Raw genomic sequence first — 26,687 nt, 5'->3', positions numbered from 1 at the left:
CCTTCAGGGCTGTTTGCTGCGGGTTGGGTGGACGACGTGCAGATAATGTTCGGCAACGTCGAGCATACGGTTGGCGAACCCCCATTCGTTGTCGAACCAAGCCAGCAAGTTCACCAGGCGAGGGCCTGAAACGCGGGTCTGGCTGGCATCGACGATGGCCGAATGCGGGTCATGGTTGAAATCACAGCTGGCGTGAGGCAGCTCGGTGTAGGCCAAAAGGCCTTTGAGCGGGCCGCTCTGCGCGGCCTCGCGCAGCACCCGGTTGACCTCGGCCGCATGGGTGTCGCGGGCGGTTTGCAGGGTGATGTCCAGGCACGAGACGTTGACGGTCGGCACACGTACCGCTTTGGCCTGGATTCGCCCGGCAAGTTCCGGAAGCAGGCGTTCGATGCCGCGCGCCAGACCAGTGGACACCGGGATCACCGACTGGAAGGCCGAGCGCGTACGGCGCAGGTCTTCGTGGTGATAGGCGTCGATCACCGGCTGGTCGTTCATCGCCGAGTGGATGGTGGTGATCTGCACGTACTCGATGCCGAATGCCTGGTCCAGCACGCGCAGCAGCGGTACGCCGCAGTTGGTGGTGCAGGAGGCATTGGACACCAGGCGTTCGCTGCCGGTCAGGCAATGCTGGTTGATGCCATAGACCACGGTGGCATCGACATCGGCCTCGCTGGCCATAGGTTGCGAGAACAACACGCGCGGCGCGCCGGCATCGAGGAAACGCTGGCCATCGGCGCGGGTGTGATAGACACCAGAGCACTCCAGCACCAGATCGACTCCCAGGTCGGCCCAGTCGATGCCTTCAGGGGTGGCGCTGCGCATGACTTTCACGCAGTCGCCATTGATATGCAGACAATCGCCGTCGACTTTCACCTCGCCGGGGAAACGCCCGTGGGTGGAGTCGAAGCGTGTCAGGTATTCGATGCTGGCCTGATCGGCCAGGTCGTTCAGCGCAACGATCTCGAAACCGGCCTTTGCCCCCCGCTCGAACAGTGCGCGCAGGACACAGCGGCCGATGCGGCCGTAACCGTTGAGTGCAACTTTGTAAGGACGCGGGTGGGGCATTGGTGGCTCGCTAACGCATGATGGCTATTGGGGCCGCGGGCGACCCATCGCGACACAAGGCCGCTCCTGCAAGGTACGGTCTACGCCATACCTTGCAGGAGCGGCCTTGCGTCGCGAAACGAGGGCAACGCCCTCGCCTCGCACAGTCAGAATCAGTCTTCCAGCAGCTCTTCGGCGGTGCCCAGGATGTTTTCCAGGGTGAAGCCGAACTCCTCGAACAGTGCAGCGGCCGGAGCCGACTCACCGTAGGTGGTCATGCCGATGATACGACCTTCCAGGCCGACGTACTTGTACCAGAAGTCAGCGTGGGCAGCTTCGATGGCGATGCGCGCACCGACTTCCAGCGGCAGTACGGACTGCTTGTAGGCGGCGTCCTGGGCGTCGAACACGTTGGTGCTCGGCATCGACACGACGCGGACCTTGCGGCCCCGTTCGGTCAGTTTGTCGAACGCCTGAACGGCCAGGCCCACTTCGGAACCGGTGGCGATCAGAATCAGCTCAGGCTCGCCGGCGCAGTCTTTCAGCACGTAACCGCCACGGCTGATGTCGGCGATCTGCTGGGCGTCGCGGTCCTGGTGCTGCAGGTTCTGACGCGAGAAGATCAGCGCCGATGGGCCGTCCTTGCGCTCCAGGGCGTGCTTCCAGGACACAGCCGATTCGACGGCGTCGGCTGGGCGCCAGGTATCCAGGTTCGGCGTGCTGCGCAGGCTGGTCAGCTGCTCGATCGGCTGGTGAGTCGGACCGTCTTCGCCCAGGCCGATGGAGTCGTGGGTGTAAACGTGGATCACACGCTGCTTCATCAGCGCCGACATACGCACGGCATTGCGGGCGTATTCCATGAACATCAGGAAGGTCGCGCCGTAAGGCACCAGGCCGCCGTGCAGGGCAACGCCGTTCATGATCGCGGTCATGCCGAACTCCCGCACGCCGTAGAACACGTAGTTGCCGCTGGCATCGTTGGCTTCGACGCCCTTGCAACCTTTCCACAGGGTCAGGTTGGAGCCGGCCAGGTCAGCCGAACCGCCGAGGAACTCAGGCAGCATCGGGCCGAAGGCATTGAGTGCGTTCTGGCTGGCCTTGCGGCTGGCGATGGTTTCGCCTTTGGCGGCCACTTCGTTGATGTAGGCCTGGGCCTTCTCGCTGAAGTCGGCCGGCAGCTCGCCGCTTTCACGGCGTTTGAATTCGGCAGCCAGTTCCGGGAAGGCCTTGGCGTACGCGTCGAAACGCTGGTTCCAGTCGGCTTCGGCCTTGGCACCGGCGGCTTTGGCATCCCATTCGGCGTAGATGTCGGCCGGGATTTCGAACGGACCGTGGTTCCAGTTCAGTTCCTTGCGGGCCAGGGCGATTTCGTCGTTGCCCAGCGGTGCACCGTGGCAGTCTTCCTTGCCCTGCTTGTTCGGCGAGCCGAAACCGATGATGGTCTTGCAGCAGATCAGGGTCGGACGGTCGCTCTTGCGCGCGGTGTCGATGGCCATCTTGATTTCGTCGGCATCGTGGCCGTTGACGTTACGGATGACCTGCCAGTTGTACGCTTCGAAACGCGCCGGGGTGTTGTCGGTGAACCAGCCGTGCACTTCGCCATCGATAGAGATGCCGTTGTCGTCGTAGAAGGCGATCAGCTTGTTCAGGCCCAAGGTGCCGGCCAGCGAGGCAACTTCGTGGGAAATGCCTTCCATCATGCAGCCGTCGCCGAGGAACACATACGTGTTGTGGTCGACGATGTTATGGCCGTCACGGTTGAACTGGGCGCCCAGGACCTTCTCAGCCAGAGCAAAGCCCACGGCGTTGGCCAGGCCTTGGCCCAGCGGGCCAGTGGTGGTTTCTACGCCTGGGGTGTAGCCGAACTCGGGGTGGCCCGGGGTGCGGCTGTGCAGCTGGCGGAACGATTTGAGGTCATCGATGGTGACGTCGTAGCCGGTCAGGTGCAGCAGCGAGTAGATCAGCATCGAGCCGTGGCCGTTGGACAGCACGAAGCGGTCACGGTCAGCAAACTTCGGGTTGCTCGGGTTGTGTTTCAGATAGTCGCGCCAAAGCACTTCGGCGATATCCGCCATGCCCATGGGGGCACCTGGGTGGCCGCTGTTGGCCTTTTGCACGGCATCCATGCTGAGGGCACGAATGGCGTTGGCACGTTCACGACGGCTGGGCATCGCTTATCTCCTGGGGCTTGAAAGAGGTGGTGTTACGAAAAAGGCTGCCATTTTCGCCCACTGCGGGGGCCGGGGGCAAACATTAAAGCGGCAAGCGGCAAGCTTTAAGCTGCAAGAAACGCGTGAAACCCGGCGCGAACCGCTCTAAAGCTTGCAGCTTGAAGCGTGAGACTTGCAGCTTGTCGCCAATATCAAAACTTTTTGATATTGATCTTGCGGGGGCAGCCTTGCCTGTCTAGACTGCCGCCCCATGAACCTTCGCGCGCAACCGATCCCTCAGCAAAGCGACACACTGGCCGCCCTGTGCAAGGCCAGTGGCGATGAGCTGCGTCTGAACGTGTTGCGCGCCCTGGCCAGTGATTCGTTCGGCGTGCTGGAGCTGGCGCAGATCTTCGACGTCGGCCAATCGGGCATGAGCCACCATCTCAAGGTGCTGGCCCAGGCCGAGCTGGTGGCCACGCGGCGCGAAGGCAATGCGATCTTCTACCGCCGCGCCCTGCCCGACAGCCAGCGCTTCGGCGGGCGTCTGCACATGGCCCTGCTCGACGAGGTCGACGACCTGACCTTGCCGGAAGATGTGCAGGCGCGTATCGCCCAGGTGCAACAACGCCGCGCCGCCACCAGCCAGGACTTCTTCCTGCGCGTGGAAGAGAAATTCCGCGCCCAGCAAGACCTGATCGCCGGTTTGCCGCAATATCGCGAGAGCCTGCTGGCGCTGCTCGACAAGCTGAACTTCGCGCCGGCCGCCAGCGCGCTGGAAGTCGGTCCTGGCGATGGCGGCTTCCTGCCAGACCTGGCACGGCGCTTTGCCAAGGTCACCGCCCTGGACAACAGCCCGACCATGCTCGAGCTGGCACGGCAGGTCTGCGAACGCGAACGTCTGAGTCATGTAAACCTGCAGTTGGCCGATGCACTGGGTGCAACGGATGTGGAAGCCGACTGCGTTGTGCTGAACATGGTCCTGCACCATTTCAGCGACCCGGCCCTGGCCCTGCGCCAGCTGGCCAAACGGGTGAAGGCGGGCGGCAGCCTGCTGGTCACCGAACTGTGCAGCCATGACCAGGGTTGGGCGCGGGAAGCCTGCGGCGACCTCTGGCTCGGTTTCGAGCAGGACGACCTGGCCCGTTGGGCCACTGCAGCCGGGCTGGCCCCCGGGGACAGCCTCTATGTGGGCTTGCGTAACGGTTTCCAGATCCAGGTCCGCCATTTTCAGCGGACGGCTGGCGACACTCACCATCGGTAAATTTTAGGAACCCGTCGAGATGAGCGAATACTCCCTTTTCACCTCCGAGTCCGTGTCCGAAGGGCATCCGGACAAGATCGCCGACCAGATTTCGGACGCGGTCCTTGATGCCATCATCGCCCAGGACAAATACGCCCGCGTTGCGTGCGAAACCCTGGTCAAGACCGGTGTCGCCATCATCGCCGGCGAAGTCACCACCTCTGCCTGGGTCGACCTGGAAGAGCTGGTGCGCAAAGTCATCATCGACATCGGCTACAACAGCTCCGACGTTGGCTTCGACGGCGCCACCTGCGCGGTGATGAACATCATCGGCAAACAGTCGGTAGACATCGCCCAGGGCGTCGACCGCTCCAAGCCGGAAGACCAGGGTGCGGGCGACCAGGGCCTGATGTTCGGCTACGCCAGCAACGAAACCGACGTGCTGATGCCAGCGCCTATCTGCTTCTCGCACCGTCTGGTCGAGCGCCAGGCCGAAGCACGCAAGTCCGGCCTGCTGCCGTGGCTGCGCCCGGACGCCAAGTCGCAGGTCACCTGCCGCTACGAGAACGGTAAGGTAGTCGGCATCGACGCCATCGTTCTGTCGACCCAGCACAACCCTGAAGTCTCGCAAAAAGACCTGCAGGAAGCGGTGATGGAGCTGATCGTCAAGCACACCCTGCCGGCCGAGCTGCTGCACAAGGGCACCCAGTACCACATCAACCCGACCGGCAACTTCATCATCGGTGGCCCGGTGGGCGACTGCGGCCTGACCGGCCGCAAGATCATCGTCGACTCCTACGGCGGCATGGCCCGTCACGGTGGTGGCGCGTTCTCCGGCAAAGACCCATCCAAGGTCGACCGCTCCGCCGCCTACGCCGGCCGCTACGTGGCCAAGAACATCGTTGCCGCTGGCCTGGCCGAGCGTTGCGAGATCCAGGTGTCCTACGCCATCGGCGTGGCCCAGCCGACCTCCATCTCGATCAACACCTTCGGCACCGGCAAGGTCTCCGACGACAAGATCATCCAGCTGGTGCGCGAGTGCTTCGACCTGCGTCCGTACGCCATCACCAAGATGCTCGACCTGCTGCACCCGATGTACCAGGAAACCGCTGCTTACGGTCACTTCGGCCGCGAACCGCAGCAGAAGACTGTCGGCGACGACACCTTCACCACCTTCACCTGGGAGCGTACCGACCGCGCCCAGTCGCTGCGTGACGCTGCCGACCTGTAATTCTCCTACAGCGGTATATGAAAGCCCCTGCCGAGTGATCGGCAGGGGCTTTTTCATGACATATCGGCTGACAACTGCGCGGCGCAACGCCCGCTCCCGTTACCTAGGCTGAGGCTTCCCCCGCCAAGCAAGGAAGCTGGCAATGCCATTGCTGCTCTTTTTCCTGATTTTTCTGTCGTACAACGCGCAAGCCACTGGCTGCCCGAGCTGGTCGGCCGAACGGGCGCGCGCAGAAGTCACCCGCCTGCGCGAGACGGTTCGCCAGTGGGATGACCATTACCATCGGCTGGGCACGTCCCTGGTGCCCGACGAAGTCTATGACCAGAGCCGAATACGCCTGCTGCATCTGCAAGAGTGCTTCGCGCTGGAGAGCGAGCTGGACTCTTTGGCCAGCGCACGCGGGCCAATTGCCCACCCGATCCGCCACACCGGCGTCGACAAGCTGCCAGACGAACAGGCCGTGACCAAATGGATGGACGGCAAGACAGGTGTCTGGCTGCAACCGAAGGTCGATGGCGTCGCGGTGACCCTGGTCTATCGGCAAGGCAGGCTGGTTCAGCTGCTCAGTCGCGGTGACGGCACCCAGGGCCATGACTGGAGTCGACATATCGACGCGCTCGAAGGCATAACCCGGCACCTGCCAAGCCCGCTGGACCTGACCCTGCAAGGGGAGCTTTACATGCGCCTGGCTGAACATGTGCAAGCGCAGGCCGGCAGCGTCAATGCTCGCGCCACTGTCGCGGGGCTGTTGGCGCGCAAGCAGCTGGACCATGAACAAGGCGCAGACATTGGGCTGTTTGTCTGGGATTGGCCGCATGGGCCGAGCGACCAAGGCGAGCGGGTGGCGCAGCTGGCTACGCTGGGTTTCCCCGACAGTCAACGCTTCAGCGTGGCCATCAACCGTGCTGACGAGGCTGCGCACTGGCGCCAGCACTGGTATCGCACTGCCCTGCCCTTTGCCACGGACGGGGTGATCCTGCGCCAGAACTCACGGCCATCCGCCGAACGCTGGCAGGCCAATGCACCTTACTGGATTGCGGCCTGGAAATACCCCTTTAGCCAAGCGTTGACCGAGGTACGTGACGTGCACTTTCGCATCGGCCGCACGGGCAGAATCACGCCCATCCTGAAGCTGCAACCGGTGCATCTCGACGACCGGCGTGTTGCCCAGGTGAGCCTGGGCTCCCTGGCCCGCTGGCAGGCTCTCGACATTCGTCCTGGAGACCAGGTTGCAATAAGCCTGGCGGGGCTGACCATTCCGCGTTTCGAGCAAGTCGTGCACCGCGCCACCGAGCGCCGCACCGTAACAACGCCTGCGCTGGATCAATACGGCCCCCTGACTTGCTGGCAGGCTGATGAACAGTGCGAAGAACAGTTTGTTGCCCGCCTCACCTGGCTCAGTGGCAAACAAGGCCTGGCCATGCCGGGCACTGGGCCCGCAACCTGGCGACGGCTGGTACAGGCCGGGCTGGTAACGTCGCTGGCAGACTGGCTGGCGCTGGACGCCGAGCGACTGGCTAAGCTACCTGGCATCAGCGAAACCAGCGCCAGGCGCCTGCAACGAAGCTTCGAGGCCGGCCGCAGCAGGCCGTTCGCCCAGTGGGTCAGCGGTCTGGGCGTGCCGATACCACGCAACTCACCGCTCGAAGGCGATTGGGCAGCCCTCGCCAGGCGCTCGGCCGCGCAATGGCAAGCCTTGCCCGGTATGGGTGCAACCCGCGCCAGCCAGTTACAAGCTTTTTTTGCTGAGCAGCCCGTGCAGGCCTTGGCTCAACAGCTGAGTGAACGCGGCATCGAGGGGTTTGCTGATGTTGCCACCCGTGAGAGGCAATGAGTTTTAACAAAATCTGCGGTAGGTAAATGCCACGATTGCCCCAGAAATATCCAACAAGGGTTCCTAAATCGTCAAAAGCAAGGCAGGATTTGCCCCATCTTTTGCTGCCCCGCCCCCTCAAGGAGGCTCTGATGAAATTGATTTCCACCCTGGCTCTGCTGACCACACTTGGACTCGCTGCCGGTGTTGCCCAAGCCGCCCAGCCCGACGCGGGCCTGACCGGTTGCGCCGCCAAGCGCAGTGCCATCGAAAACCAGCTGAAAATCGCCCGCGACCACGGCAACAGCGACCAGGTGGCAGGGCTCGAGGAAGCACTGCGTGGCGTTGACAATTGCACCGACGCCAGCCTGCGCAAAGAGCGCGAGCAGAAAGTGCTCGAGGCTCGTCACGAGGTGGCACAGCGCGAGAAAGACCTGAAAAAGGCCGAGAAAAAAGGCGACGCGGAAAAGATCAACAAGCGCAAGGACAAGCTTGCCGAGTCCCGTAAAGAACTGCAGGAAGCCGTGGACGACCTGGACCGCTGATCTTGCCTGATCGCCTGTTGACCCAGGCGATCAATGATTGCGGAATTCGGTATGGCACGCCTTGCACGCCGCTTCGACCTTGTCCATCGGTGCCTTCAATTGCGCCGCATCCAACGGCTGGGTCCGCGTCACGTCGACCAACTCACCGGTCACGCCCTCGAGTTGCCGGGCAAGGTCATGGAAACGCGCCTGCCGCTCCCACACCTCCGCTCGCGCGCTGCTGTCGCCCTCATCACGCACCTGGGGAAAATGCTGCCACGGCGCGTGGGCCAGGCCATCGAGCTTCAACGCGCCATCGGCGAACTTCACCCCATCGAAAGGCAACCGGCCGCGCAACATGCCACCCATGTCTTCGCTGGTCTTGAGCATGTCCTTGAAAATTGCCTTGCGTTTGCCCAGCGGCGAGTTCGGGTCGACCCGGTCACAGGCAGTCAGGGCAAGGGCAGCGAGCAGTACTACGGTCAATCGCTTGAACATCACGGTCACTTCAGCCTACGCAAAGGGCCGGCCAGTATCGCCGGCCGTCGGGCAAAGACCAATAGCCACATAAATAACAAGGGCGAATCTTCATGTTCGCCAGCCATAGGTACCCACTGATGAAATCTGCCCTGCGCCACTTGGCCTGGACACTCCCGGCACTCGCTTTACTGGTCGGCTGCAACGGCGGCGAGAATGCCAAGCCCGAGCCTCACGCCATCGCCACCTATGCCCCGGTCACCTGGAAAGACCTGCCTGCGGTCAGCGATGAAGACCTGATGGCCGGCTTCTATGCCTGGCGCAGCGGCTGCGAGAAGCTCAAGCGCGACCCGGTGTGGGCCGCCACCTGCGAAGCAGCCGGCAGCAACACGGCCAGCGCCGCCCAGATACGTACCTTCCTCGAACAGAACCTTCAGGTCTATGGCCTGCGTTCCGCCGATAACAACGCCAACGGCCTGATCACCGGTTACTACGAACCCGTCTACCCTGGCAGCCTGAAGCGCACCGAAGCGGCACACGTGGCGGTTTATGGCGTACCCGATGACATGGTCGTGGTCGACCTGGCCAGCGTGTACCCCGAACTCAAGGGCAAGCGCCTGCGTGGCCGCCTGGACGGTCGCGTGCTCAAGCCCTACGACACCGCCGAGGTGATCAGCCGCGAGGGCGTAAAGGCGCCGGTGCTGGCCTGGCTGACCGACCCGATGGACCTGCAGTTCCTGCAGATCCAGGGCTCAGGCCGGGTCCAGCTGGAAGATGGTCGCCAGTTGCGCCTCGGTTATGCCGACCAGAACGGCCACCCCTACCGCCCAATCGGCCGCTGGCTGGTGGAGCAAGGCCAGTTGAAAAAAGAAGACGTGACCATGGGCAGCATCCACGCCTGGGCCATGGCCAACCCTCAGCGTGTGCCGGAACTGCTGGCCAGCAACCCCAGCTACGTCTTTTTCAGTGCCCGCCCGGACAGCAACGAAGGGCCACGCGGCTCGCTGAACGTGCCACTGACAGCCGGCTACAGCGTGGCCATCGACCGCAAGGTGATCCCCCTGGGCAGCTTGCTGTGGCTGTCGACCACACGCCCCGACGGCACGCCGGTGGTGCGCCCGGTGGGTGCTCAGGATACCGGTGGGGCTATTGCTGGCGAGGTGCGTGCGGACCTGTTCTGGGGGACCGGGCCTGAGGCCGGTGAACTGGCGGGCAACATGAAGCAGCAGGGGCAGATCTGGATGCTCTGGCCTAAAGGCAAGCCGCTGCCTGAAGTGCCGAAAGTGCTCTGATATTTGCCGGGTGCTTCGCGGGCAAGCCCGCTCCCACAAGTACTGCACAGGTCTCCAGGCCTGTGGAGACCCTGTGGGAGCGGATTTACCCGCGAATCAGGCGACTCGGTATCAGACCGATACCACGAAGAAGGCCACGATGATCGCCAGCCCGGCAAACCACACCAGCGACCGCAAAGCAGCCCAATCGGCCAGGTAGCAGATGATGTACAGCAAACGGCTGGTGATATACATCACCCCCAGCACATCCTGGGTCACCTGCTCGGCATTGCCGACGATATCCGCCACCAATACCGCCGCAGCAAAGGCCGGGAAGGCCTCGTAGCCATTCTGCTGCGCAGCATGGGCACGCCGTGGCAGGCCCGACAAGGTGTCGAGAAAGGCCCGCGGATCATGATTGTCCTTCAGGCCGAAACGGCCGCTGCTCACCTTGGCAATCAAGGCACACAGCGGATTCAACAGCAGCGCGATCAGGATGCACCACAGGGCAACGGTCATGCTCATGACTCCTTGTTCGAAAATGGGTTAGAGCTTCATCACCAGCATGCCCGCCAGGACCAGCCCGCAAGCTAGGAGTCTCGGCCCGCCAAAAGGTTCTTTGAGGTAGCGCATGCCCAGCAGCACCACCAGGATCACACTCAACTCGCGCAAGGCCGCCGCTTCGGCCACCGAGCCCAGGTGCATGGCCCACAGCACCAGTGCGTAACTGAACAGCACGCAAAAGCCCACCGCCAGCCCCAGCCGCCATTGTGTACGCCAGAACAGCACGAACGGCGCCCGCCGCGCCACGCCGGCCAGCAGCGGGAATGGCCAGGCACTGAGCAGCGTCAACCACACCAGGTAGTCCCAGGGTTTACCCCACAACCGCACCGCCTGGCCGTCGAACCAGGTGTAGCAGCCAATGCACAGGCCGATCAGCGCCACCACCGGCAGCATCGACCAAGGCAACCGCTCGCCCCCGCCACCCTGCCACAACAGGCAAGCCATGCCACACGGGATCAGCAGGATGCCGATGATCTGCTGCTGGCTGAGCGACTCACCGGCAAACGCCAGGGTCAGCCCCAGCACCACCAGCGGCGACAGGCCGCGCATCAGAGGATAGACCAGCCCCAGGTCACCGACCCGATAGGCCTGGATCAGCAGAAACCGGTACACCTGTTCGGCTAGCGCCGACGCCAGCAGCCAAGGCCAGATCCCGGCGGGCGGGAACTCGGTGAAGGCCACGGCGAGCACGGCAAATACCAGCGCCACCACATCCATGCTGGCAATCACCAGCAGGCGCTCGCCGCTGAATTTGATCAGGGTGTTCCAGGTCGCGTGCAGCAGGGCGGCGACCAATACCAGGGAAGTTGCCAGCACGCCTTGGGGTCCTTGTGACGTTTTGAGGGATGAATATATAGCGTTGGGGGGCGAGTTGCCTGTGATGTGTTCGCCGATGGAGATGCAGCGCCCTCGAGACCGAGCGCCGCGCGGGCGGCGCTCGATCTCACAGGCGCTGGAAATGTTGTGGCATGCGCCCGGCCGCCATAATGCCTCCTCTAGCAGTGAATACCCGGAACGATTTCAACAATCCTGGTCAAATCCTGTGTCCCGAGACCCTCGCCAGATCATCAAAGAACTGCCCGAGTCATTCGGGTAACGACTTGGAAGCCATTGTCACAGGAATCGGGATGCTTGAATTAGTTGCCGCGTTTATCTGCCTCACCACCCTCCTCACCTATGTAAATTACCGTTTCATCGGCCTGCCACCCGCCATCGGCGTGATGGTCACGGCATTGCTGTTCTCCCTGATGTTGCAGGGCCTGAGCCTGATCGGCTTTCCTGGCCTGGAAGAACGCGTCGAAGGTCTGATGAACCAGATCGATTTCAACGACCTGCTGATGCACTGGATGCTGGCGTTCTTGCTGTTCGCCGGCGCACTGCACGTCAACCTCAGCGACCTGCGCAGCTACCGCTGGCCGATCGGCCTGCTGGCCACCCTGGGGGTGCTGATCGCCACCGTGGTGATCGGCTACCTGTCGCACTGGGTTTTCGCCCTGTTCGGCTGGCAGGTGCCACTGATCTATTGCCTGCTGTTCGGCGCACTGATCTCCCCGACCGACCCGATCGCCGTGCTGGGTGCACTGCGTACCGCCAACGCCTCCAAACCCCTGAAGACCACCATCGTGGGTGAATCGTTGTTCAACGACGGTACCGCAGTCGTGGTGTTCACCGTGCTGCTGGGCATCATCCAGCTGGGCGAAACACCGAGCGTCTCCGACACCGCCATCCTGTTCGCGCGCGAGGCCATTGGCGGCGTTTTGTTCGGCGGCGTGATCGGCTATGCCACCTACCGCATGATCAAAAGCGTCGAGCAGTACCAGGTCGAGGTGATGCTGACCCTGGCATTGGTGATCGGCGGTTCGGCAATGTGCTACGAGCTGCACGTTTCGGCGCCGATCGCCATGGTGGTCGCCGGCCTGATCATCGGCAACCTGGGGCGCAACCTGGCGATGAACGACATGACCCGCCGCTACATGGACGGTTTCTGGGAACTGATCGACGACATGCTCAATGCCCTGCTGTTCGCCCTGATCGGTCTGGAGCTGTTGCTGCTTCCATTCAACTGGCTGCACCTGGCGGCGGGCGGTGTGCTGGCACTGGCCGTGCTGCTGTCGCGCCTGCTGACCGTGGCGCCGGCGATCGTGCTGTTGCGGCGCTGGCGGCCCGTGCCGAAAGGCACCGTACGGGTACTGACCTGGGGTGGGCTGCGTGGCGGGGTTTCGGTGGCCCTGGCGCTGTCGCTGCCATTGGGCGAGGAACGTGACCTGCTGCTGTCGATCACCTACATCGTGGTGTTGTCATCGATCCTGGTGCAGGGCTTGAGCATTGGCCGGGTGGTGCGCAAGGTCAGCACACAGCCTTGAGAATGCCGGGGCCGCCTTGCGGCCCAATCGCGACGCAAGGCCGCTCCTACAGAAAATTGCAGTCTCCTGTGGAAGCAGCTTTTGTGTCGCGAAAGGGCTGCAAGGCAGCCCCAGAATAGTCACTCGACCGCGGAGTCCGGGAACTGGTCCTGGACATACTTGATCTCGGTCCGCCCATGGGCTGCCGGCAAACCATCATCGCCCAGGTTGACGAAGACCATCTTGTCGACCGTCAGGATGCTCTTGCGGGTGATCTTGTTGCGCACTTCGCACTTGAGGGTGATCGACGTACGGCCAAACTCGGTGGCAGTGATGCCCAATTCAATGATGTCGCCCTGACGCGAAGCACTGACGAAGTTGATCTCCGACATGTACTTGGTCACCACTCGCTGGTTGCCCAGCTGGACGATGGCATAAATTGCCGCTTCTTCGTCGATCCAGCGCAGCAGGCTGCCGCCGAACAGCGTGCCGTTGGGGTTGAGGTCTTCGGGTTTTACCCATTTGCGGGTGTGAAAGTTCATCTGTACTCCTGACCTGCTTGGCTAACGTGAAGTAATGATGGCAGAGCGGCCGCCAGCGCTCCATTGAACATCGACTATCGTCGCGATAAATCGACAGAAAGCCTTGGGTGTGTCACACAGCCGAGGCTATAATCGCTGCCGTTTCACATGGCTGCCCACAGCGGCACCATGCCCGCCACCCACCCGAGGGGCGCTGCAGCAGGGTCACCCTGTCAGGCTCGGATGGGGCGTTGTCCGCTTCTGCGGACGCTTAACGCACAACGGCGCCCATTCGCATACTACGAATGGAGGCTCTCATGAGCGCTGTAAACACGCCTGCAGGTTTTACCGATTTCAAAGTCGCCGACATCTCCCTGGCCGCCTGGGGCCGTCGCGAAACCATCATCGCCGAATCGGAAATGCCTGCCCTGATGGGCCTGCGTCGCAAGTACCTCGCTGAGCAGCCGCTCAAGGGTGCGAAGATTCTGGGTTGCATCCACATGACCATTCAGACTGCCGTGCTGATCGAAACCCTGGTTGCCCTGGGTGCCGAAGTGCGTTGGTCGTCCTGCAACATCTTCTCCACCCAGGACCAGGCCGCTGCCTCCATCGCTGCCGCCGGCATTCCTGTTTTCGCCTGGAAAGGTGAAACCGAGGAAGAGTACGAGTGGTGCCTGGAGCAGACCATCCTCAAGGATGGCCAGCCATGGGACGCCAACATGATCCTCGACGACGGCGGCGACCTGACCGAGCTGCTGCACAAGAAATACCCGGCCGTCCTGGACCGCGTTCACGGTGTCACCGAAGAAACCACCACTGGCGTGCACCGCCTGCTGGACATGCTGGCCAAAGGCGAGCTGAAAGTCCCGGCGATCAACGTCAACGACTCGGTCACCAAGAGCAAGAACGACAACAAGTACGGCTGCCGTCACAGCCTGAACGATGCCATCAAGCGCGGCACCGACCACCTGCTGTCGGGCAAGCAGGCACTGGTGATCGGCTACGGTGACGTGGGCAAGGGTTCGGCCCAGTCCCTGCGCCAGGAAGGCATGATCGTCAAGGTCACCGAAGTTGACCCGATTTGCGCCATGCAGGCCTGCATGGACGGTTTCGAGCTGGTCTCGCCGTTCATCGACGGTATCAACGACGGCACCGAAGCCAGCATCGACAAGGCACTGCTGGGCAAGATCGACCTGATCGTCACCACCACCGGTAACGTCAACGTCTGCGACGCCAACATGCTCAAGGCCCTGAAGAAGCGCGCCGTGGTCTGCAACATCGGCCACTTCGACAACGAAATCGACACCGCCTTCATGCGCAAGAACTGGGCATGGGAAGAGGTCAAGCCACAGGTGCACAAGATCCACCGTACCGGCGCTGGCGACTTCGACCCGCAGAACGACGACTACCTGATCCTGCTGGCCGAAGGCCGCCTGGTGAACCTGGGTAACGCCACTGGCCACCCAAGCCGCATCATGGACGGTTCGTTCGCCAACCAGGTGCTGGCGCAGATCTTCCTGTTCAAGCAGAAGTACGCTGACCTGTCGGCCGAGAAGAAAGCCGAACGCCTGACCGTTGAAGTGCTGCCGAAGAAACTCGACGAAGAAGTGGCCCTGGAAATGGTCCGCGGCTTCGGTGGCGTGGTCACCCAGCTGACCAAGCAGCAGGCCGACTACATCGGTGTGACCGTCGAAGGCCCGTTCAAGCCGCACGCCTACCGCTACTAAGCGGCAAGCGCCAGGCGGCAAACCGCCTGGCGCTTGTAGTCGTTTAATCTTGATCGATGCCCAAGCCAGGCCGGCCCACACCGCCCTGGCTTTTACTTGCAGCTTGCGGCCCAGGCTTGCAGCTGAGGAAACAGAGATGTCACAAGAACGCCGCTACAGTTTCGAATTCTTCCCGACCAAGACCGATGCCGGTCACGAAAAGCTGATGGGCGTTGCCCGCCAGCTGGCTGCCTATAACCCGGACTTCTTCTCCTGCACCTATGGTGCCGGGGGCTCCACCCGCGATCGCACGCTGAACACCGTGCTGCAGCTGGAAAACGAAGTTAAGGTCCCAGCCGCTCCGCACCTGTCATGCGTCGGCGACACCAAGGACGAGCTGCGCGCCTTGCTGGCCGAGTACAAGGCTGCCGGCATCAAGCGTATCGTCGCCCTGCGTGGCGACCTGCCTTCCGGCATGGGCATGGCCAGTGGTGAACTGCGTTATGCCAGCGACCTGGTCGAGTTCATCCGCCAGGAAACCGGCGATCACTTCCACCTGGAAGTTGCCGCCTATCCGGAAATGCACCCACAAGCGCGCAACTTCGAGGTCGACCTGGGCAACTTCGTGCACAAGGTCAAGGCCGGTGCCGACAGTGCCATTACTCAGTACTTCTTCAACGCCGACAGCTACTTCTACTTCGTCGAACGCGCACAGAAGATGGGTGTGGACATCCCTGTGGTTCCCGGCATCATGCCGATCACCAACTACAGCAAACTGGCACGCTTCTCCGATGCCTGCGGCGCCGAGATCCCGCGCTGGATCCGCAAGCAACTGGAAGCCTATGCCGACGATACCGCCAGCATCCAGGCCTTTGGCGAAGAAGTCATCACCCGCATGTGCGAGCAACTGCTGCAAGGCGGCGCACCGGGCCTGCACTTCTATACCCTTAACCAGGCCGAAGCGAGCCTGGCGATCTGGAACAACCTGAAGCTGCCACGCTGAAACTTTTTGGCACCAACAGATTCAGAAACAATTAAGGCTTTAGTCGTAGACTAGAGCCTTAATTATTCACAGGCTCTGACAGGTGTCGTCTGCAATGCAACATTTCTTGCCATCACGCCCCCAGCTCGTGTACCTGGCATTCGGCCCGGCCACCTATCACCAGGAAGCCTGTTTCAGCATCGTCAGCGCCCTTGCGCATCTGGGAAACAGTGCCAACCCGGCCATCGACATCCAGGTCTATACCGACAATGCCGAGCCGTACGGCAAACTGCCGGTGGCCGTCCATCTGCTAGACGAAGCTACCCGCAAGGCCTGGAACCAGCCCCACGGCTATCACTTCCGCAGCAAGCACGTGCTGATGCGCCAAGTGCTACAGCAGCATCCTCAAGCCGTGCTGATCGACACCGATACTTTCTTCCGAAAGTCGCCGCTGCATCTGTTCCAGCGGGTCAAACCCGGCACACTGTTGTGCAACGCCATCGGCGCGCGCTACGGCGAGAATCAGAAGTGCCTGTTGTACACAAACCTGCTTGGCATTCTCGAATCACGCGGCCTGGCTGACTGCCAGATGCCACTGGTCAACTCGGGCGTGATCGGGCTGTGCACCGAGGACACCGATGTCCTGGACCGCTCCATTGCCATGATGGACGAGTTCTACCCGTTGGCCCGCACCGCCTACACCCTGGAAGAGTTCTGCCTTGCGGTGGCGGCTTACCGCAAGATGGAGCTTGCCGAATGCACCGACGTCATTCACCACTACTGGAGCCGCAAAGCCCAGTTCCGCGCCAAGATCCAGGCCTGGCTGCGTAAACACGGCGATGACCCACTGGGCGAGGCGGCGCTGGCCGATGTGGTATTGGTCAACGACCAACTGCCACGCCCACCCACCCTGCAACGTCTGGGTTACAAGGCCTTGAGCCTGACCATGCCCAGCCGGGAGCGGCAGTTCGTGCGCGAACTGCTATATGGCTGCTACCCCTACCCCAACGAGTTCGATCGCGCCTGTGCTTCGGCCTGGTGGGACAAGGCACTGGAAAACCTCAACGAACGCTACGGGCGCATCGAACCCGAGCAGTTGCGCCAGTGCTTGCGCCACCCGAGCCTGCGCCTGTCACTGGGCGGCCGACGCAAGGATATCGAGGCACACCTGCTGCGTTCTTCCCATCGCTGATGGCTGCCACCCGGGGGGGGCTATCTTCACTGGCCTTGCCTCTGGTGAGCGCGTAATCTCGCGCCATGCCACACATCGTCCACCTGCTGTGCATCCTGCTGCTCGCCTGCCTGAGCCCGATGGCGCTGGGCGAGCGGCTGCGCCTGGTCAGCGACGACTGGGCACCGTATGTGTATCGCGATGGCGGCCGGGTCAGGGGGATAGATTACGAAGTCACCACCGAAGTGTTCCGCCGCCTGGGTGTCGAGGTGGACTGGCAATTCCTGCCGTGGAAGCGTTGCCTGGCCTTGGTGGAGCAGGGGCTGGCTGACGGGGTGATGGACGTTTTTCAAGTCGAGTCGCGCAAAACGTACCTGGTCTACCCGGCTGAGCCCATGTCCAATGTCGAGTTCGTGCTGTATCAGGCCAGCGACCGGCGCCATGCCATCCACCAGCTGAATGACCTTGCCGGCCTGACCGTCGGCACTTCGCCGGGTTACGCCTACGACAAGGCATTCAACGAATCTGCGGATTTCCGCCGCGAAACCGCGCCGAGCCACGAAGCCAACTTCGGCAAGCTCATCCGCGGGCGCATCGATCTGCTGATCACCGACCGCCTGGTCGGGCGGTACCTGCGCCAGCAGCTTGGCCTCGAACAGCAGGTCGAAGAGCTGCCCCTGGTCATCAGCAGTCAGCCGCAATACCTGGGCCTTGCACGCAAACCGGGCCGCGAACAACTGGCACTGGCGTTTACCGAGGAGCTGCGCCGCTTCAAGCAGGAACCGGCATTCGAGGCGATTATCGAACACTACATCGGCGACGCTGGCGATCTTGTCGGCGCCGTTGAGCAGCAGGAAAGCAGCACGCTGCGCTAGCTCTGTTATACTCGGGCCTTCCCGCCCGGCTCACGCCCGGACGCTCGGCCTCGCAACAGGCATCCCGATCGGCATTGACGCACCTTTGCGTCCACCCTCCGCTTCCCGGATGTGCAGTGAAAGCCCAGCTGGACCGGACGCGATCGCATCCCTTAGATGCCCGTCGCGCCAGGCAGAACATCCCAACGGGCCCAGCCCCCACGAGAACAGGATTGCCCATGTCCTTTGCTTCCCTCGGTCTCTCCGAGGCTCTTGTCCGCGCTATCGAGGCAGCGGGCTACACCCAGCCAACCCCGGTGCAACAGCGGGCCATTCCCGCCGTGTTGCAAGGCCGCGACCTGATGGTTGCCGCACAGACCGGTACTGGTAAGACCGGCGGCTTCGCCTTGCCGATCCTCGAGCGCCTGTTCCCGGCCGGCCACCCTGACAAATCCCAGCGGCACGGCCCACGCCAGCCACGCGTGCTGGTCCTGACCCCGACCCGCGAACTCGCCGCCCAGGTTCACGACAGCTTCAAGGTGTACGCCCGCGACCTGCCACTGGTCAGCGCCTGCATCTTCGGCGGTGTCGGCATGAACCCGCAGATCCAGGCCATTGCCAAGGGTGTCGACGTGCTCGTCGCCTGCCCGGGGCGCTTGCTCGACCTGGCCGGCCAAGGCAAGGTCGACCTGGCCCACGTGGAAATCCTGGTCCTCGACGAAGCTGACCGCATGCTCGACATGGGCTTCATCCATGACGTCAAGAAGGTCCTCGCCCGCCTGCCGGCCAAGCGCCAGAACCTGCTGTTCTCGGCAACCTTCTCCAAGGACATCACCGACCTGGCCGACAAGCTCCTGCACAACCCGGAGCGCATCGAGGTCACCCCGCCGAACACCACGGTCGAGCGTATCGAACAGCGCGTCTACCGCTTGCCGGCCAGCCACAAGCGCGCCTTGCTGGCGCACCTGATCACGCTGGGTGCCTGGGAGCAGGTACTGGTGTTCACCCGCACCAAGCACGGCGCCAACCGCCTGGCTGAGTACCTGGAAAAGCACGGCCTGACCGCCGCCGCTATCCACGGTAACAAGAGCCAGAACGCCCGCACCAAGGCACTGGCCGATTTCAAGGCCAACAGCGTGCGCGTGCTGGTGGCCACCGACATCGCCGCCCGTGGTCTGGACATCGATCAGCTGCCCCATGTGGTCAACTTCGAGCTGCCGAACGTCGAGGAAGACTACGTGCACCGCATCGGCCGTACCGGCCGTGCCGGGCGCTCGGGCGAAGCCATCTCCATGGTCGCGCCGGATGAAGAGAAGCTGCTCAAGAGCATCGAGCGGGTCACCAAGCAGAAGATCCCCGATGGCGACTGGATGGGCTTCGATGCCAGCCAGGTAGAGGCCGAAAAGCCTGAGGTGCGCGAGCGCCAGCAGAACAGCGGCCGCGGCGGTCGCAATCAGCAGCAGGCCCGTGGTGAAGGCGGCAAAGACGCCAATGGTGGCCGCAAGGACAAGGGCAAGGACAAAGGAAAGGCCAAGCAGCAGGCTGCGGACAAGCCGGCCGACAAGGAAAAGTCCGGCGACAGGCAGCAAGCGCGCAAGCCGCGTGACAAGAAGCCGCGCCAGCAGCAACAGGCCAGCAACACCCCTGCACCGAAAGTACCTGCCGACCGTGATCCGGAAGAGTTCCTGGACGACGAGATCGACAACTTCGGTAACCGCGCCGACTACGTCAGCCCTTACCAGAACGGTAAAGGCCAAGGCCGCAACCGCCGTCCAGGCGGCGCAGGTCAAGGCCAGGGCCAAAGCCAAGGCAGCGGCCAGCGCAGCAACAACGGCGGTGGCCAAGGCCAGGGCCGCAATGCGGGCGGACAACAGCGCAGCGCCAGCGGCGACAAGCGTCCGCGCAACAACAATGGTGGCGGTGCCCGTCGCGACAACAATGGCGGTGGCCGTAACCGCTCGGCTGGCCGTGACGATGCCTCTCGCCAGGAGCCGGCAGTACGCAGCACGCGCGAACAGCACCAGCCGGTGATCATCCGCAAGGAATCCAAGCTCGATCGTTACCCAACGCCCGAGCAACTGGACGACCTGCCGAGCCGCCCTCGCGGTGAGCGTCCTGCACTGCTCACCCGCAAGGGCTGAGCCGAGCATCAGGCATAAAAAAACGCCGCCTAATGGGCGGCGTTTTTATTGCCTGAGCAATGTTTACTTCTGCTTCACGCCTTCGACACTGATGTCCAGGTCCAGGGTCTGCGAAGTCGGGCCTGGGCCTTTGATACCGAAGTCGTTCAGGTTCAGGGTGGTGGTAGCGTTGAAGCCAGCGCGCTCGCCGCCCCACGGGTCTTTGCCCTCACCGTTGAAGGTAGCCTTGAAGGTTACCGGCTTGGTCACGCCGTGCAGGGTCAGGTCGCCGGTCACGTCTGCAGTCTTGGCACCGGTCGATTTGACGGCGGTGGAGACGAACTTGGCATCCGGGTATTTGCTGACGTCCAGGAAGTCCTTGCTGGCGATGTGCTTGTCGCGCTCGGCATGGTTCGACCAGACACTGGCGGTCTTCAGGTCGACGTTGATCTTGCTGGCCTCAGGCTTGGCGCTGTCCCAGGAGAAGTCGCCGCTGAAGTCCTTGAACGTACCGTGGATGAAGCTGTAGCCCAGGTGGCTGATCTTCCAGTCGACGAACGCGTGCTGGCCTTCCTTGTCGATCTTGTACTCGGCGGCCATGGCCTGGCCGGCGGAGAACAGAGCGGTACCGAGCGCCAGAGCGGCAAAAGTCTTTTTCAACATCCTTACTTCCTTCCTTTGCAATTGAGGTTGAGAGTCAAGCTTTGCGGCCCAGCATGCGGGTCAGGGTCGCGTCACGGTCGATGAAATGGTGTTTCAGGGCGGCCAGGGCGTGCAGCACGGCGAAGATCACCAGGCCCCATGCCAGCCACAAATGAATGACGCCAGCCAGGTCCGCCTGATCAGGCAGGTCACTGATCAGCGCCGGCACGTCGAACAGGCCGAATACCGGGATGCCGACACCGTCGGCAGTGGAAATCAGGTATCCGGCGATCATTACCGCAAACAGCCCCAGGTACAGTGCCAGATGCCCCAGCTTGGCCGCCACGCGAGTGAGTGCCCCGTGGTTGGCCGGCGCCGGTGGTGGCGGGCTGATGAGGCGCCAGACCACGCGCAACAACATCACCGCCAGCAATACCAGGCCGATGCTCTTGTGCAGGTCAGGGCCGGCCTTGCGCCAAGGGTCGTAGTAGTCGAGACCGACCATCCACAGCCCCAGGCCGAACAGGCCGAAAACTGCCAAGGCAACGCCCCAGTGCAGGACGATGCTGACCACGCCATAGCGAGAAGGTGAATTGCGCAGTTGCATGATGACGTGGTTCCCCGTGAAAGCTGTGCACAGACTAACGCGTAACGTATCGAATAAAAGATTAAAAAATTGCTTTGGATTATCGAGAAATCCGATATTTAGTGTGCGAGTTTCCTATTAAGGAAACATTAACAATAGTCGGAGAGTTAGACGTTTCCAGTACCGGCCTCTTCGAGGGCAAGCCCGCTTCCACCTGTACGGCGCACGTCTTGAGATAGGCGCAGCACTTGTGGAAGCAGGTTAACCCGCGAAGAAGCCGGAGCAGGAATCAACCTGCTTTGGCCTGGCTATCGGTCACAGGCTTCTTGGCAGGCGCGGACTTGGCCGTGGCCTTTTTTGTCTCGACCGCCTTTTGCGCCTGCTTGGCCGCAGGCTTGGCTGCGGGCTTGTGCGCCGGTGCGTGCTTGGCGGGTGCAGCTTTGGTCGCGGCGGGCTTGGCCGGTTCTTCCTTGGCAACTTCTGCAGGTGCAGGGGTAGCAGGGGCGGCTGCAGGAGCAGGCGCCGGTGCGACTTCCTCGACCTTGGCAGTGGGTGCTGCCTTCACTTCAGGCTTGTCAGCGCCACCAAACAGGCGCGAGAAGAACCCGCCGCTGTCTTTCTTCGCCACCGCTGCGCCCGCCGTCGCCGCTGCCGCAACGGTTGCGGCCTTGGCCGGGTCGAATGACTTGCCAGCGAGCAGGTCCTGCACCTGGCTGGCAGCGCGCTGGCCACTGCGCAGAGCCCCTTCGAGGGTACCCGGATAGAGCGCATCGGTGTGCTCACCGGCAAAGGTGATGCGCTGCACCGGGCGTTCCCACAGGCGCCAGTACTTGCTGATCTGCCCCGGGCCATAAGCCAGATAAGCACCACCGGTGCCGGCATCGACGCTGTAACGCTTGACCTCGTAACCGGTGAATGCGCCACGGGCCTGTGGATAGAAGGCATGCAGGCGGATCAGGACCTGATCGACCATCTGCTTGTCGCCAAAGGCCTGCAGCAGGCGCGCATTGTCGCCCGACAGGTTGATCACCACATTGGCGCCGCCCTTGAGCGCCGGCTCGATCCACAGCATGCCGAGGCCGGCGTTACTGAAGATCTCGCCCGACATGCGCGCGCGGCTTTCCCATACAGGCTGCTTGAACTTGAGCATCAGCTGGTCGCGCCAGCCATAGTTGGTGCCTCTGAGGGCTGCCACATGCTGAGTGTCCAGGCCAGGGGTGATCTGGATCTTGGCAAGCGCCCGCAACGGCACCGCCATCACCAGGTAATCGGCCTTGTAGTCCGTGCTACCGACCTTGACCGTGACACCGTCTTTGTCCTGCACGATCGCAGAGACCGGCGAGCTGGTCTTGATAGTCTTGAGCTGCTTGACGAATGCCTGGGCCATCACCGGGCTGCCGCCAGGCAGCCGCGCGGCACGCAGATCGCGGTCGCTGACCCCACGGTAGACGCGGTTCTGCTGGGCGAAATAGAGCAGCGACAGGCGCGATGGCTCGTCGTAACGGGTACGGATCTGCTGGTTGATCAGCTGACGCGCGGTGGACGGCAGTTGCAGCTTGTCGAGCCAGGTGGCCACGTTTATCTGGTCGAGGGCGAACAGGGTGCTGGTCGCCTGCGGGTTGAGCGGGTCGTCGATCGAGCGGGCAAGGTCGTCGAGGGTCTTCTCGTAGCGTTTGAGCGCCTCGGCGGTAGCGGGTTGCTTGGTGGCCAGGTCGGTGCCGCTGAAGTACTCACCGTCGATCAGGTAACCCGGTGTACGCACGAACTCTGGCGCGGGCAGTGTTTCAAGCTTGAAACGGTCAAGGTACTGGTTGAGCACCGGCTGAGCCTTGGCGTTGCCAATCCACTCGCTGGTGGCCAGGCCCGAACGCCCACCCATGCCCGACTTGGCCTCCAGCAGGGTGACCTGCCAGCCTTTGTTCTGCAGCTCGTAGGCCGCGGTCAGCCCTGCCAGGCCGCCACCGACCACGATTGCCGACGGTGTCTTGTCCTTTGCCAGCGCGGCGCCGCTGGACACACCGATCAATACCAACGCGCACAGGCGCACCCAAGCAGCAGCCATGTCGGCGAACTCCCAGTTGAAATTGCAGGGATGAGAAGAGGCAGGCATGCCCCGAGAGACGATGCGCTAAGAATACGTCAGGTATTCGGACCCTGCCAGCACAGCGACATCAAGTGCCTTTGGCAACTGGCATTTTTGTCACTCGCCTGGCCTCTGGCCACTAGGTGGAGCTGACGGAGATAGCTGAAAAACCGACAAAAGGAACGGCACAACGACCTTTGAGGAGCATTTTGCCGATTTCAGGTTGGGCCCGGTTTCCACACGGCCCTATCATCAGGACATCGACGGCCCATTTCGGCGCCTGACCATTTCCACATCACAGGCCGGCACCGTCCACATCCGCAAGCTGCAACGGACCCGCACCAGCCCTCATTGACCACTAGCGGTTGTCCTGCCCCCTGGCTTTGCTTAGGCTTACGCGGTCAAAGCAGGCAGCAAAGCCAGGAGAAGCGCCGATGGGCCTCAACGATCAGTGGATGCAACGCGACCTCAAGGTCCTGTGGCACCCCTGCACCCAGATGAAAGACCACGAGCAACTGCCGCTGATCCCAATCAGACGTGGTGAAGGCGTATGGCTTGAAGACTTCGATGGCAAGCGCTACCTGGATGCCGTGAGCAGCTGGTGGGTCAACGTGTTCGGCCACGCCAACCCGCGCATCAACCAGCGCATCAAGGACCAGGTCGACCAGCTGGAACACGTGATCCTCGCTGGTTTCAGCCACCAGCCGGTAATCGAGCTGTCCGAGCGCCTGGTAGCCATGACACCGGCCGGCCTGGACCGGGTGTTCTATGCCGACAATGGCTCGTCGTGCATCGAAGTGGCGCTGAAGATGAGCTTCCATTACTGGCAGAACATCGGCAAACCGGCAAAAAAGCGCTTTGTCACGCTGACCAACAGCTACCACGGCGAAACCATTGCCGCGATGTCGGTGGGTGACGTGCCACTGTTCACCGAAACCTACAAGGCACTGCTGCTCGACACCCTCAAGGTGCCAAGCCCGGACTGCTACCTGCGCCCCGAGGGCATGGGCTGGGAAGAGCACTCGCGCAACATGTTTGCTGCGATGGAGCAGACCCTCGCCGAGCACCACGAAACCCTCTCGGCGGTGATCATCGAACCGCTGATCCAGGGCGCCGGTGGCATGCGCATGTATCACCCGGTGTACCTCAAGCTGCTGCGCGAAGCCTGCGACCGCTATGACGTGCACCTGATCCACGACGAGATCGCCGTCGGTTTCGGCCGTACCGGCACCCTGTTCGCCTGTGAGCAGGCCGGCATCCGCCCAGACTTCCTGTGCCTGTCCAAGGCCTTGACCGGTGGCTACCTGCCGCTGGCTGCCTGCCTGACTACCGAGAAGGTGTATCAGGCGTTCTACGACGATTACCCTACCCTGCGCGCGTTCCTTCACTCGCACAGCTACACCGGCAACCCGCTTGCCTGCGCCGCAGCCCTGGCGACGCTGGACATCTTTGAACAGGACAACGTGATCGAGGCCAACAAGGCCTTGGCCACGCGCATGGCCAGCGCCACTGCGCACCTTGCCGATCATGCCCACGTCGCCGAAATTCGCCAGACCGGCATGGCCCTGGCCATCGAGATGGTCCAGGACAAGGCCACCAAGGCCGCCTATCCGTGGCAGGAGCGCCGTGGCCTGAAAGTGTTCGAACACGCCCTGACCCGCGGCGCCCTGTTGCGCCCGTTGGGCAGCGTGGTGTACTTCCTGCCGCCGTACGTGATCACCCCGGAGCAGATCGACTTCCTGGCCGAAGTGGCCAGCGAAGGCATCGACATCGCCACCCGCAACAGCGTCAGCGTTGCCGTACCGGCCAACTTCCACCCCGACTTCCGCGACCCAGGCTGAGTCCCGGCACCTGCGCCATCCTCTGTAGGAGCGGCCTTGTGTCGCGAAAGGGCCGCAAAGCGGCCCCGGCAAGTTTTGCTGCGAAACTGAAAACCTGGGGCCGCTTTGCAGCCCTTTCGCGACACAAGGCCGCGCCTACAGGGGACGATGTCCCTTCCCTATTCCGAGCTGAACCATGAGACTGTCCCGCTTCTTCATCGACGCCCCCCTGAGCCTTGGCGAGCATGACTTGCCCGAAGCCCAGGCCCACTACATCGGCCGCGTCCTGCGCATGGCCCCCGGCGACGCCGTGCAACTGTTCGACGGCAGTGGCCAGGAATTTCTCGGCCAGTTGCTCGAGGTCGGCAAGAAGACCGTGCGTGTCAGCCTCGATCAGGCCCTCGCCGGCCAACCCGACTCGCCGCTGCACGTGCATCTCGGCCAGGGCCTGTCCCGTGGCGAGCGCATGGACTGGGCAATCCAGAAGGCCACCGAGCTTGGCGCCAATGCAATCACCCCGATCGTCAGCGAACGCTGTGAAGTGCGCCTGAAAGATGAGCGTGCCGACAAGCGCCTGGCCCACTGGCGCCAGGTGGCGATCAGTGCCTGTGAACAATGCGGCCGTTCGACCCTGCCGGTCATTCACCCGCCAGTGACCTTGGCCGAGTGGCTCAAGGGCAGCGACGCCGACCTCAAGCTGGTCCTGCACCCGGTCGCCGAGCCGCTGACCAGCCACGACAAGCCGGCAACGCTGGCCTTCCTGATCGGCCCGGAAGGCGGCCTGAGCGACGCGGAAGTCGAGCAGGCCAAGGCCGCTGGCTTCCATGCTGCACGCCTCGGCCCGCGGGTCTTGCGCACCGAGACCGCGCCAGTGGTGGCGCTGTCGGTGGCGCAGCAGTTGTGGGGCGATTTCTAACGCACGTACAGCGACACCGCCACGAAGTGCATGAGGCTGCCGGCAATCACGAACAGGTGCCAGATGCCGTGCCAGTGGCGGAAGCGGCTGTCGAAGGCGAAGAAGATGATGCCGACGGTATAGAACACGCCGCCGGCCGCCAGCCAGGCGAAGCCCGCAGTACCGAGGCTTTGCAGCAATGGCTTGACCGCCACCAGCACGATCCAGCCCATCACTGCATAAATGATGATCGACAGGATGCGCGCCTCCGAGCGCGGCTTGATCTCCTGCAACATGCCGATCACCGCCAGCCCCCAGACCACGCCGAACAGGCTCCAGCCCCAGGGCCCACGCAGGCTGACCAGGCAAAATGGCGTGTAGCTGCCAGCGATCAACAGGTAGATCGACAGGTGATCGAGCTTGCGCATGATCACCTTCGCCCGCCCGCGGGTGCTGTGGTAGAGCGTGGAAATGCTGTAGAGCAACAGCAAGGTGCTGCCGTAGATGGAGAAGCTGACGATCTTCCAGGGGTCGCCCTGCAGGCCCGCGACGACGATCAGCCAGATGCCACCGATACAGGCCAGGACAGCACCGACCAGGTGGGTCCAGGCATTGAAGCGTTCACCGTAGTACATGCAAACATAGACC

The 26,687-nt window shown here is 62.7% G+C and carries 23 protein-coding genes and 1 riboswitch; of the genes, 13 read left to right on the top strand and 10 right to left on the bottom strand.

Annotated features, from left to right (window positions below):
* Positions 1 to 3: 3 nt before the first annotated feature.
* A complete protein-coding gene (gene epd, locus H040_RS12560; protein WP_027920686.1) occupies positions 4 to 1,065 on the bottom strand; it encodes an erythrose-4-phosphate dehydrogenase in 1,062 nt (353 codons plus the stop codon).
* A 152-nt stretch (positions 1,066 to 1,217) separates the two neighbouring features.
* The gene (tkt, locus tag H040_RS12555; protein ID WP_027920685.1) at positions 1,218 to 3,215 is read right to left on the bottom strand and encodes a transketolase; all 1,998 of its coding nucleotides are present in this window, start codon (positions 3,213 to 3,215) and stop codon (positions 1,218 to 1,220) included.
* 250 nt (positions 3,216 to 3,465) lie between these two features.
* Between tkt and H040_RS12550 the strand changes: the two genes are divergently transcribed.
* The 4 genes from H040_RS12550 (at position 3,466) to H040_RS12535 (ending at position 8,026) form a co-directional block, all read left to right on the top strand.
* A complete protein-coding gene (locus tag H040_RS12550) occupies positions 3,466 to 4,458 on the top strand; it encodes an ArsR/SmtB family transcription factor (protein ID WP_027920684.1) in 993 nt (330 codons plus the stop codon).
* Between the two features lie 19 nt (positions 4,459 to 4,477).
* A complete protein-coding gene (metK, locus tag H040_RS12545) occupies positions 4,478 to 5,668 on the top strand; it encodes a methionine adenosyltransferase (protein ID WP_027920683.1) in 1,191 nt (396 codons plus the stop codon).
* Positions 5,669 to 5,810: 142 nt separating this feature from the next.
* Positions 5,811 to 7,502 carry an NAD-dependent DNA ligase LigB gene (gene ligB / locus H040_RS12540; protein ID WP_027920682.1) on the top strand — a complete coding sequence of 564 codons (1,692 nt, stop codon included), beginning with the start codon at positions 5,811 to 5,813 and terminating at the stop codon, positions 7,500 to 7,502.
* 131 nt (positions 7,503 to 7,633) lie between these two features.
* On the top strand, positions 7,634 to 8,026 hold the full coding sequence (locus H040_RS12535) for a DUF1090 domain-containing protein (RefSeq protein WP_027920681.1): 393 nt from the start codon (positions 7,634 to 7,636) through the stop codon (positions 8,024 to 8,026).
* Positions 8,027 to 8,056: 30 nt separating this feature from the next.
* On the opposite strand, the gene H040_RS12530 is transcribed toward H040_RS12535, so the two are convergent.
* Positions 8,057 to 8,503 (bottom strand): c-type cytochrome, encoded by a 447-nt coding sequence (locus tag H040_RS12530; protein ID WP_027920680.1) that lies wholly within the window; start codon positions 8,501 to 8,503, stop codon positions 8,057 to 8,059.
* Between the two features lie 119 nt (positions 8,504 to 8,622).
* Here H040_RS12530 and mltA point away from each other — a divergent pair, with 119 nt between their 5' ends.
* Positions 8,623 to 9,774 (top strand): murein transglycosylase A, encoded by a 1,152-nt coding sequence (mltA, locus tag H040_RS12525; protein WP_027920679.1) that lies wholly within the window; start codon positions 8,623 to 8,625, stop codon positions 9,772 to 9,774.
* Positions 9,775 to 9,885: 111 nt separating this feature from the next.
* On the opposite strand, the gene H040_RS12515 is transcribed toward mltA, so the two are convergent.
* Together H040_RS12515 and H040_RS12510 are read right to left on the bottom strand one after the other, a co-directional pair.
* Positions 9,886 to 10,272, bottom strand: coding sequence for an MAPEG family protein (locus H040_RS12515; protein ID WP_027920678.1), 387 nt, complete (start codon positions 10,270 to 10,272; stop codon positions 9,886 to 9,888).
* Positions 10,273 to 10,299: 27 nt separating this feature from the next.
* Positions 10,300 to 11,133 (bottom strand): EamA family transporter, encoded by an 834-nt coding sequence (locus H040_RS12510; protein WP_027920677.1) that lies wholly within the window; start codon positions 11,131 to 11,133, stop codon positions 10,300 to 10,302.
* Between the two features lie 311 nt (positions 11,134 to 11,444).
* Between H040_RS12510 and H040_RS12505 the strand changes: the two genes are divergently transcribed.
* Positions 11,445 to 12,680: a cation:proton antiporter gene (locus H040_RS12505; RefSeq protein WP_027920676.1), complete on the top strand. Its 1,236-nt coding sequence runs from the start codon at positions 11,445 to 11,447 to the stop codon at positions 12,678 to 12,680.
* Between the two features lie 119 nt (positions 12,681 to 12,799).
* On the opposite strand, the gene H040_RS12500 is transcribed toward H040_RS12505, so the two are convergent.
* Complete coding sequence (locus H040_RS12500) at positions 12,800 to 13,201, bottom strand: acyl-CoA thioesterase (protein WP_027920675.1); 402 nt, start codon at positions 13,199 to 13,201, stop codon at positions 12,800 to 12,802.
* Positions 13,202 to 13,380: 179 nt separating this feature from the next.
* Positions 13,381 to 13,477, top strand: a riboswitch (S-adenosyl-L-homocysteine riboswitch).
* Positions 13,478 to 13,497: 20 nt separating this feature from the next.
* Between H040_RS12500 and ahcY the strand changes: the two genes are divergently transcribed.
* The 5 genes from ahcY (at position 13,498) to H040_RS12475 (ending at position 20,034) form a co-directional block, all read left to right on the top strand.
* Positions 13,498 to 14,907 (top strand): adenosylhomocysteinase, encoded by a 1,410-nt coding sequence (ahcY, locus tag H040_RS12495; RefSeq protein ID WP_027920674.1) that lies wholly within the window; start codon positions 13,498 to 13,500, stop codon positions 14,905 to 14,907.
* A 136-nt stretch (positions 14,908 to 15,043) separates the two neighbouring features.
* Positions 15,044 to 15,889 carry a methylenetetrahydrofolate reductase [NAD(P)H] gene (gene metF, locus H040_RS12490; RefSeq protein ID WP_027920673.1) on the top strand — a complete coding sequence of 282 codons (846 nt, stop codon included), beginning with the start codon at positions 15,044 to 15,046 and terminating at the stop codon, positions 15,887 to 15,889.
* Between the two features lie 94 nt (positions 15,890 to 15,983).
* Entirely contained in the window at positions 15,984 to 17,060 is a 1,077-nt protein-coding gene (locus H040_RS12485; protein ID WP_027920672.1) for a hypothetical protein, read from the top strand.
* Positions 17,061 to 17,125: 65 nt separating this feature from the next.
* The gene (locus tag H040_RS12480) at positions 17,126 to 17,914 is read left to right on the top strand and encodes a substrate-binding periplasmic protein (RefSeq protein WP_027920671.1); all 789 of its coding nucleotides are present in this window, start codon (positions 17,126 to 17,128) and stop codon (positions 17,912 to 17,914) included.
* Between the two features lie 218 nt (positions 17,915 to 18,132).
* Entirely contained in the window at positions 18,133 to 20,034 is a 1,902-nt protein-coding gene (locus tag H040_RS12475; protein ID WP_027920670.1) for a DEAD/DEAH box helicase, read from the top strand.
* Positions 20,035 to 20,097: 63 nt separating this feature from the next.
* Here H040_RS12475 and H040_RS12470 read toward each other — a convergent pair whose 3' ends face one another.
* The 3 genes from H040_RS12470 to H040_RS12460 all read right to left on the bottom strand — a co-directional run bounded on the left by H040_RS12470 (position 20,098) and on the right by H040_RS12460 (position 23,303).
* Positions 20,098 to 20,676, bottom strand: coding sequence for a YceI family protein (locus H040_RS12470; RefSeq protein WP_027920669.1), 579 nt, complete (start codon positions 20,674 to 20,676; stop codon positions 20,098 to 20,100).
* A 34-nt stretch (positions 20,677 to 20,710) separates the two neighbouring features.
* Positions 20,711 to 21,262, bottom strand: a complete 552-nt coding sequence (locus H040_RS12465; RefSeq protein WP_027920668.1) for a cytochrome b — start codon at positions 21,260 to 21,262, stop codon at positions 20,711 to 20,713.
* Between the two features lie 268 nt (positions 21,263 to 21,530).
* Positions 21,531 to 23,303 (bottom strand): flavin monoamine oxidase family protein, encoded by a 1,773-nt coding sequence (locus tag H040_RS12460; RefSeq protein WP_027920667.1) that lies wholly within the window; start codon positions 23,301 to 23,303, stop codon positions 21,531 to 21,533.
* Positions 23,304 to 23,758: 455 nt separating this feature from the next.
* Here H040_RS12460 and H040_RS12455 point away from each other — a divergent pair, with 455 nt between their 5' ends.
* Both H040_RS12455 and H040_RS12445 read left to right on the top strand, forming a co-directional pair.
* A complete protein-coding gene (locus H040_RS12455; protein ID WP_027920666.1) occupies positions 23,759 to 25,165 on the top strand; it encodes an adenosylmethionine--8-amino-7-oxononanoate transaminase in 1,407 nt (468 codons plus the stop codon).
* 175 nt (positions 25,166 to 25,340) lie between these two features.
* Positions 25,341 to 26,060 (top strand): 16S rRNA (uracil(1498)-N(3))-methyltransferase, encoded by a 720-nt coding sequence (locus H040_RS12445; protein WP_027920665.1) that lies wholly within the window; start codon positions 25,341 to 25,343, stop codon positions 26,058 to 26,060.
* Here the strand turns inward: H040_RS12445 and trhA are convergent.
* Entirely contained in the window at positions 26,057 to 26,674 is a 618-nt protein-coding gene (trhA, locus tag H040_RS12440; RefSeq protein ID WP_027920664.1) for a PAQR family membrane homeostasis protein TrhA, read from the bottom strand. The genes H040_RS12445 and trhA overlap by 4 nt on opposite strands.
* Positions 26,675 to 26,687: the final 13 nt, after the last annotated feature.

It is taken from the genome of Pseudomonas sp. URMO17WK12:I7, assembly GCF_003269045.1.
GTDB lineage: Bacteria > Pseudomonadota > Gammaproteobacteria > Pseudomonadales > Pseudomonadaceae > Aquipseudomonas > Aquipseudomonas putida_J.
The sequence above is the reverse complement of the archived record's forward strand: the minus strand, read 5'-3'. Positions and strand labels throughout refer to the sequence as shown.

Coding starts and splice junctions, on each gene's coding strand:
- H040_RS12530 (WP_027920680.1), bottom strand. CDS start 8,503: ATGTTCAAGCGATTGACCGTAGTACTGCTCGCTGCCCTTGCCCTGACT.
- mltA (WP_027920679.1), top strand. CDS start 8,623: ATGAAATCTGCCCTGCGCCACTTGGCCTGGACACTCCCGGCACTCGCT.
- H040_RS12515 (WP_027920678.1), bottom strand. CDS start 10,272: ATGACCGTTGCCCTGTGGTGCATCCTGATCGCGCTGCTGTTGAATCCG.
- H040_RS12475 (WP_027920670.1), top strand. CDS start 18,133: ATGTCCTTTGCTTCCCTCGGTCTCTCCGAGGCTCTTGTCCGCGCTATC.
- H040_RS12505 (WP_027920676.1), top strand. CDS start 11,445: ATGCTTGAATTAGTTGCCGCGTTTATCTGCCTCACCACCCTCCTCACC.
- H040_RS12500 (WP_027920675.1), bottom strand. CDS start 13,201: ATGAACTTTCACACCCGCAAATGGGTAAAACCCGAAGACCTCAACCCC.
- ligB (WP_027920682.1), top strand. CDS start 5,811: ATGCCATTGCTGCTCTTTTTCCTGATTTTTCTGTCGTACAACGCGCAA.
- H040_RS12460 (WP_027920667.1), bottom strand. CDS start 23,303: ATGGCTGCTGCTTGGGTGCGCCTGTGCGCGTTGGTATTGATCGGTGTG.
- H040_RS12470 (WP_027920669.1), bottom strand. CDS start 20,676: ATGTTGAAAAAGACTTTTGCCGCTCTGGCGCTCGGTACCGCTCTGTTC.
- tkt (WP_027920685.1), bottom strand. CDS start 3,215: ATGCCCAGCCGTCGTGAACGTGCCAACGCCATTCGTGCCCTCAGCATG.
- metK (WP_027920683.1), top strand. CDS start 4,478: ATGAGCGAATACTCCCTTTTCACCTCCGAGTCCGTGTCCGAAGGGCAT.
- H040_RS12445 (WP_027920665.1), top strand. CDS start 25,341: ATGAGACTGTCCCGCTTCTTCATCGACGCCCCCCTGAGCCTTGGCGAG.
- H040_RS12535 (WP_027920681.1), top strand. CDS start 7,634: ATGAAATTGATTTCCACCCTGGCTCTGCTGACCACACTTGGACTCGCT.
- H040_RS12465 (WP_027920668.1), bottom strand. CDS start 21,262: ATGCAACTGCGCAATTCACCTTCTCGCTATGGCGTGGTCAGCATCGTC.
- H040_RS12480 (WP_027920671.1), top strand. CDS start 17,126: ATGCCACACATCGTCCACCTGCTGTGCATCCTGCTGCTCGCCTGCCTG.
- ahcY (WP_027920674.1), top strand. CDS start 13,498: ATGAGCGCTGTAAACACGCCTGCAGGTTTTACCGATTTCAAAGTCGCC.
- H040_RS12455 (WP_027920666.1), top strand. CDS start 23,759: ATGGGCCTCAACGATCAGTGGATGCAACGCGACCTCAAGGTCCTGTGG.
- epd (WP_027920686.1), bottom strand. CDS start 1,065: ATGCCCCACCCGCGTCCTTACAAAGTTGCACTCAACGGTTACGGCCGC.
- trhA (WP_027920664.1), bottom strand. CDS start 26,674: ATGTACTACGGTGAACGCTTCAATGCCTGGACCCACCTGGTCGGTGCT.
- H040_RS12485 (WP_027920672.1), top strand. CDS start 15,984: ATGCAACATTTCTTGCCATCACGCCCCCAGCTCGTGTACCTGGCATTC.
- H040_RS12550 (WP_027920684.1), top strand. CDS start 3,466: ATGAACCTTCGCGCGCAACCGATCCCTCAGCAAAGCGACACACTGGCC.
- metF (WP_027920673.1), top strand. CDS start 15,044: ATGTCACAAGAACGCCGCTACAGTTTCGAATTCTTCCCGACCAAGACC.